This is a genomic window from Streptomyces plumbidurans (genome assembly GCF_019857225.1).
In the GTDB taxonomy this organism is placed as follows: domain Bacteria; phylum Actinomycetota; class Actinomycetes; order Streptomycetales; family Streptomycetaceae; genus Streptomyces; species Streptomyces plumbidurans.
The window spans coordinates 1-5,337 of sequence record NZ_JAFJSY010000147.1 but is presented as its reverse complement, the minus strand read 5'-3'; the positions used below and the strand labels follow the sequence as shown (position 1 = coordinate 5,337).

Here is a 5,337-nt window from a genome sequence, read left to right as displayed (position 1 = left end):
GGTTCATGTGGGACGACCTGGTCCGCGGTGCGATCGGCGCGGTGGTGCTCGTGGACACCCGGCGCCTGGCCGACTGCTTCCCGGCGGTCGACTACTTCGAGAACTCCGGCCTGCCCTTCGTCGTCGCCCTGAACGGCTTCGACGGGCACCAGCCCTACGCTCCCGAGGAGGTCCGCGAGGCCCTGCAGATCGGGCCGGACACCCCCATCATCACCACCGACGCCCGCCACCGCGGCGACGCCAAGAGCGCGCTCATCACCCTGGTCGAGCACGCCCTGATGGCCCGGCTGCGGTAGATCAACTCCAAATCAGTGAGGGCGTACGGCAGTTGTCGTAGAACAGCCGGAGCCGACTGTGGCCTTTGACACGGTCGGCCCCGGTGTTCATAACGTTTCGGCAGAGGAATCGCCGGATACGGCCACGCGTCGTTGCCAACCGGTACCGCTGCGCGCACGAAAGCCCCGTCATTTGACGGGGCTCGCTCTTTATGACCGTTTTATGTGGGGCTTACATCACACGGAATCCCCGCTTTCCGCTGTTTGGAAGAGCGCAGGTCGTCGTGCTGGAATGCCTGAACTGCCCATTGGTCAAAGACGTACTCAGTAGTACTGCGTACTCAGAGACGTACTGGGCTCTGAGACACTGCGGCACAACGTTGGTGCCCGCCGCCGAGAGGTTGTTGGTCGAGTGAGGCGAAGCAAGAACGGCCCCGAGCCGTCGGCCCGGGGCAACTTCACCCCGCCGCCGCGCGGAGCGGCGCCCGCCCCTGTGCCCGGATCGGAACCGACGGCCCCTCCCGCCCCCAGCGGCGGCCGTTTCTCCCCCCGCAACTGGCGGGTGCCGACCCGGCTGAACGCCATTCTGCTCATACCCGTGGCCGTCGGCCTGGTCATGGGCGGCTTCCAGGTGAAGGGCTCGATCGACACCTGGCAGGAGGCACAGAACGCGGAGAAGACCGCACGTCTGGTGCGGGCCTCCCTGACCTACGCCAACGCGGTCAACAACGAGCGTGACATCAGCGCGGCACCTCTCCTCAAGGGCAAGGCCGAGACCGCCGACGACAGAAAGCTGGTCGCGGCGGCCCGCAAGGCCACCGACGACGCTGCCGACGGCTTCGACGAGGCGGCGCAGGACATGCCGCACAAGGCCGGCCTGCTGCGCCGCCTCAAGCTGTTCCGCCAGGCCGAACCGCAGCTGGCCAAGCTGCGCGCGACGGCCTACAAGGGCTCCGGCGTGACCACCGAAGAGGGTTACATCGCCATCGCCCACCCCCTGATGGAGTTCGCCAACGAACTCGGTCTGGGCACCGGCAACATCACCAGCTACGGCCGTACCGTCTACGCGATCTCGCTGACCCAGGCCGCGCTGTCGCTGGAGCGCTCGATCGGCATGCACCTGCTGGTCAGCCCCGGCCCCGACGACTCCGACCTCGCCAAGCAGCGCGTTGCCCTCTCCTCCTACGCCTACCTCGAGGGCATCGCCATCGAGGAGTACAAGGCCGGTGGCACCGAGGCCGACGCCCAGAAGCTGGTCGACCTCGAGGCGAAGGCCACGGAGCAGGGCAAGGCACAGGCCAAGGAGGCCGCCGCCAAGGCCGCCGCCGCCCACCAGACCTATGTGCCGCCGCCGTCCGATCCGACCACCATGGTCAACGACCTCGCGACGCTGAAGAGCACCGACACCAGCGAGCGCGCCCTGCTCGCGCAGAAGGGCGTCACCGCCCAGAACTGGTGGGCGGTCAACACCCTCCGCTACGACGTCTACCGCAAGATCCAGGCGGACATGGCCGACACGGCCGTGAACGAGGCCTCGGACATCGCGGACAACGCCAAGCGTGACGCCCTGATCACGGGCGCCGCGGTCGTCATCGCCCTGCTGCTCGCGTTCATCCTGGCCGGCGCCGTCGCCCGCCAGATGTCCCGCTCGATGCGCCAGCTGCGCAACGCCGCCTTCGGCATCGCCGAGCAGCGCCTGCCGATGCTGGTCGACCAGCTCTCCCGCACCGACCCCGGACGGGTCGACACCCGGGTCGCGCCCATCCCGATCAACACCCGCGACGAGATCGGCGAGGTCGCCCGCGCCTTCGACCAGGTGCACCGCGAGGCGGTCCGCCTGGCCGCCGAGCAGGCCCTGCTGCGGGGCAACATCAACGCGATCTTCACCAACCTCTCGCGCCGCAACCAGTCGCTGATCGAGGGCCAGCTGACCCTGATCACCGACCTGGAGAACAACGAGGCCGACCCGGACCAGCTGGAGAACCTCTTCCGCCTGGACCACCTCGCGACCCGTATGCGCCGCAACGGCGAGAACCTCCTGGTCCTCGCCGGCGAGGAGCCCGGCCGCCGCTGGGACCAGCCGGTCCCGCTCATCGACGTCGTGCGCGCCGCCTCCTCCGAGGTGGAGCAGTACGAGCGCATCGAGCTCTCCGGCGTCCCGGAGGCCGAGATCCACGGCCGCGCGGTCACCGACCTCGTGCACCTGCTCGCGGAGCTGCTCGAGAACGCGACGACGTTCTCCTCCCCGCAGACCAAGGTCCGCGTCACCGCGACCCGTCTGCCCGACGGCCGCATCATGATCGAGATCCACGACAAGGGCATCGGCCTGACCGCCGAGGACTTCGCGGACATCAACCACAAGCTGGCCAACCCGCCGACCGTGGACGCCGCGATCTCCCAGCGCATGGGCCTGTTCGTGGTCGGCCGACTGTCCGACCGGCACGGCATCCGCGTCCAGCTGCGCCCCTCGGGCGAGCAGGCGGGCACCACCTCACTCGTCATGCTGCCCGACGCGATCACCCACGGCGGTGGCGGCGAGCAGCAGATGAACCGTGATGAGTTCACGGTCTCGCAGATCATCCCGGAGCAGAGCTACCAGGGTGAGGACTTCAGCGAGCCGATGCGCACGGCCGCGGAGCTCGGCTTCGACGACAGCCGCTACGCCGAGATCCCCGACGACATCCGCGAGCTGGACCCCGTAGGCCGCTCGCTGATGCGCGAGGAGCGCCGTGCGGCCCTGGAGGGCCGTCAGGGCCAGGACCAGCCGGACCAGGAGTCGCCCGAGGCGTCCCCGTACGGCAACGCCTACGACGAGCGCCCGGCCTACGACAACGGCACCGGCGGCTACCCGGAACAGCAGCCCCTGGGCTACGACGCGCAGCCCGCGTACGACGAGCCCCGGCAGACTCCGTACGAGGAGCAGCAGAGCCCCTCGTACGACGAGCCGGCCGCGCAACCGTCGTACGAGGAGCCGTACTACCCGCAGAACACGCCCCTGCCGCAGAACGACACGTTCTCGTCGAACGGCGGCTATGCGGAGCCCGCGTATACGGAACCGGTCGCCGAGGAGCCCGCTGCCGCCCACGCGTCCGCCCCGGAGTCCTTCTCGGCCTTCGAGGAGCGGCGCTACCAGGACGACTGGCCGCAGCAGGACACCTTCCAGAACGGCTATACGGCTGATTACGCTCCGGAAACGGAACCCGCACAGGCTCCTGACGCCGGTGAGGGCGACCGCGTAGGCTTCGACCGTCCGGGACCGGCACCCTCCACGGGCCCCGAGCTCACCGATGCGGGACTGCCTCGCCGCGGAGCGTTCGCGGGCGGCACGAACGGGTCGAACGGCACGCGGCTCGGCAACCAGGAGACGCCGGCTCCGGCGCCGGCTGCGGCTTCCACGGGCAACGGCAACGGCGACTGGCGCTCGGCCAACGACGAGCGCTGGCAGCAGGCCTCCGCACTGCGGAAGCCGAAGGCGGGCGGGGTCACCTCCTCCGGCCTGCCGCGACGGGTGCCCAGGGCCAACCTGGTCGAGGGCACCGCCGAGTCGACCCCCCAGGGAGGCCCACAGGTCTCCCGCGCCCCGGAGGACGTCCGGGGCAGGCTGAGCAACCTGCGGCGAGGTGTCCAGCGAGGACGCAACGCCAGCGCAGGCAGTGAAACGAACGGCCAGGCCACGTGGAATCAGCACAGTGGTCCTGACAGCACCTACAACCAGGAGCGTTAGTGTGAGCCCGATGAGCCAGGCGGCACAGAACCTGAACTGGTTGATCACCAACTTCGTGGACAACACCCCGGGGGTGTCCCACACCGTGGTGGTCTCCGCCGACGGACTCCTTCTGGCTATGTCCGAAGGGTTCCCGCGTGACCGCGCCGACCAGCTGGCGGCCGTCGCGTCGGGTCTTACCTCGCTGACCGCCGGTGCTTCGCGCATCTTCGAGGGCGGCAGCGTGAATCAGACGGTTGTGGAGATGGAGCGGGGATTCCTCTTCATCATGTCCGTATCCGACGGTTCCTCGCTCGCGGTTCTCGCACATCCGGAGGCGGACATCGGCCTCATCGGGTACGAGATGGCACTTCTGGTGGACCGTGCCGGCTCGGTCCTGACCCCGGATCTGCGCGCGGAGCTCCAGGGCAGCCTGCTCAACTGACAGACAGACGGTGCGTATTGGCGTCCCGTGGCCGTAAGGTTTCGGGACGCGGCTCCACAGGCATCTGGTGCCAGGCACAGTCGGAGGAGGAGAAAGTGGCAACACCCCCAGGCGGTCCGTCGTCGGGCAACTGGTCGTACGGTCCCGGCCAGGGCCGTGGCGACGGTTCCCAGAACCCGAACCGTTACTTCCCCTCCGCCCCGAGCCACCGGCGTCAGCAGCCGTACTCCCCGCAGGGCCCCGGCCCTTCGCCGTACGACCAGCCGCCGGCCCCGCGCATCCAGCCTGTGCAGCCGCAGCGACGCACCCCTGAGCCGGCGCCCGCCGGGTCGTCGAACAACCCTTTGGTGCGCCCGTACGCCATGACCGGCGGCCGGACGCGCCCTCGCTACCAGCTCGCCATCGAGGCGCTGGTGCACACCACCGCGCAGCCGCACCAGATGCAGGGCCAACTGCCCGAGCATCAGCGGATCTGCAACCTCTGCCGGGAGATCAAGTCGGTAGCCGAGATCTCCGCGCTTCTGACGATTCCTCTCGGAGTGGCCAGGATCCTCGTCGCCGACTTGGCGGAGGCGGGACTGGTCGCGATTCATCAGCCCGGCGGCGACGAGAACGCCGGCGGCCAGCCAGATGTGACACTGCTCGAAAGGGTGCTCAGTGGACTTCGCAAGCTCTAGCGGAGGGCCGGTTTCTCCCAGTCGTTCCACCACCTCCGCGAAGATAGTGGTGGCGGGTGGCTTCGGCGTGGGCAAGACCACGTTCGTCGGCGCCGTCTCGGAGATCAACCCGCTGCGCACCGAGGCCGTCATGACGTCCGCCAGCGCGGGCATCGACGACCTCACCCACACCGGAGACAAGACGACCACCACGGTCGCCATGGACTTCGGCCGTATCACCCTGGACCAGGACCTGAT

The 5,337-nt window shown here is 69.0% G+C and carries 5 protein-coding genes; all 5 read left to right on the top strand.

Translation table 11 applies throughout. The features are described 5' to 3' along the window. The coding region (locus JYK17_RS39920) for a GTP-binding protein (RefSeq protein ID WP_222812299.1) at positions 1 to 296 on the top strand (296 nt) is incomplete at its 5' end. Between the two features lie 391 nt (positions 297 to 687). Then, complete coding sequence (locus tag JYK17_RS39915; protein ID WP_164932155.1) at positions 688 to 3,999, top strand: sensor histidine kinase; 3,312 nt, start codon at positions 688 to 690, stop codon at positions 3,997 to 3,999. 10 nt (positions 4,000 to 4,009) lie between these two features. Continuing rightward, positions 4,010 to 4,423 carry a roadblock/LC7 domain-containing protein gene (locus JYK17_RS39910; RefSeq protein WP_037781109.1) on the top strand — a complete coding sequence of 138 codons (414 nt, stop codon included), beginning with the start codon at positions 4,010 to 4,012 and terminating at the stop codon, positions 4,421 to 4,423. A 95-nt stretch (positions 4,424 to 4,518) separates the two neighbouring features. Continuing rightward, on the top strand, positions 4,519 to 5,100 hold the full coding sequence (locus JYK17_RS39905; protein ID WP_108015323.1) for a DUF742 domain-containing protein: 582 nt from the start codon (positions 4,519 to 4,521) through the stop codon (positions 5,098 to 5,100). Continuing rightward, a partial coding sequence (locus tag JYK17_RS39900; RefSeq protein WP_222812298.1) for an ATP/GTP-binding protein occupies positions 5,081 to 5,337 on the top strand: 257 nt, incomplete at its 3' end. The genes JYK17_RS39905 and JYK17_RS39900, both read left to right, overlap by 20 nt.

What these genes read in the sequence shown, in the direction of transcription:
- JYK17_RS39910 (WP_037781109.1), top strand. Translation starts at nt 4,010, where the DNA reads ATGAGCCAGGCGGCACAGAACCTGAACTGGTTGATCACCAACTTCGTG.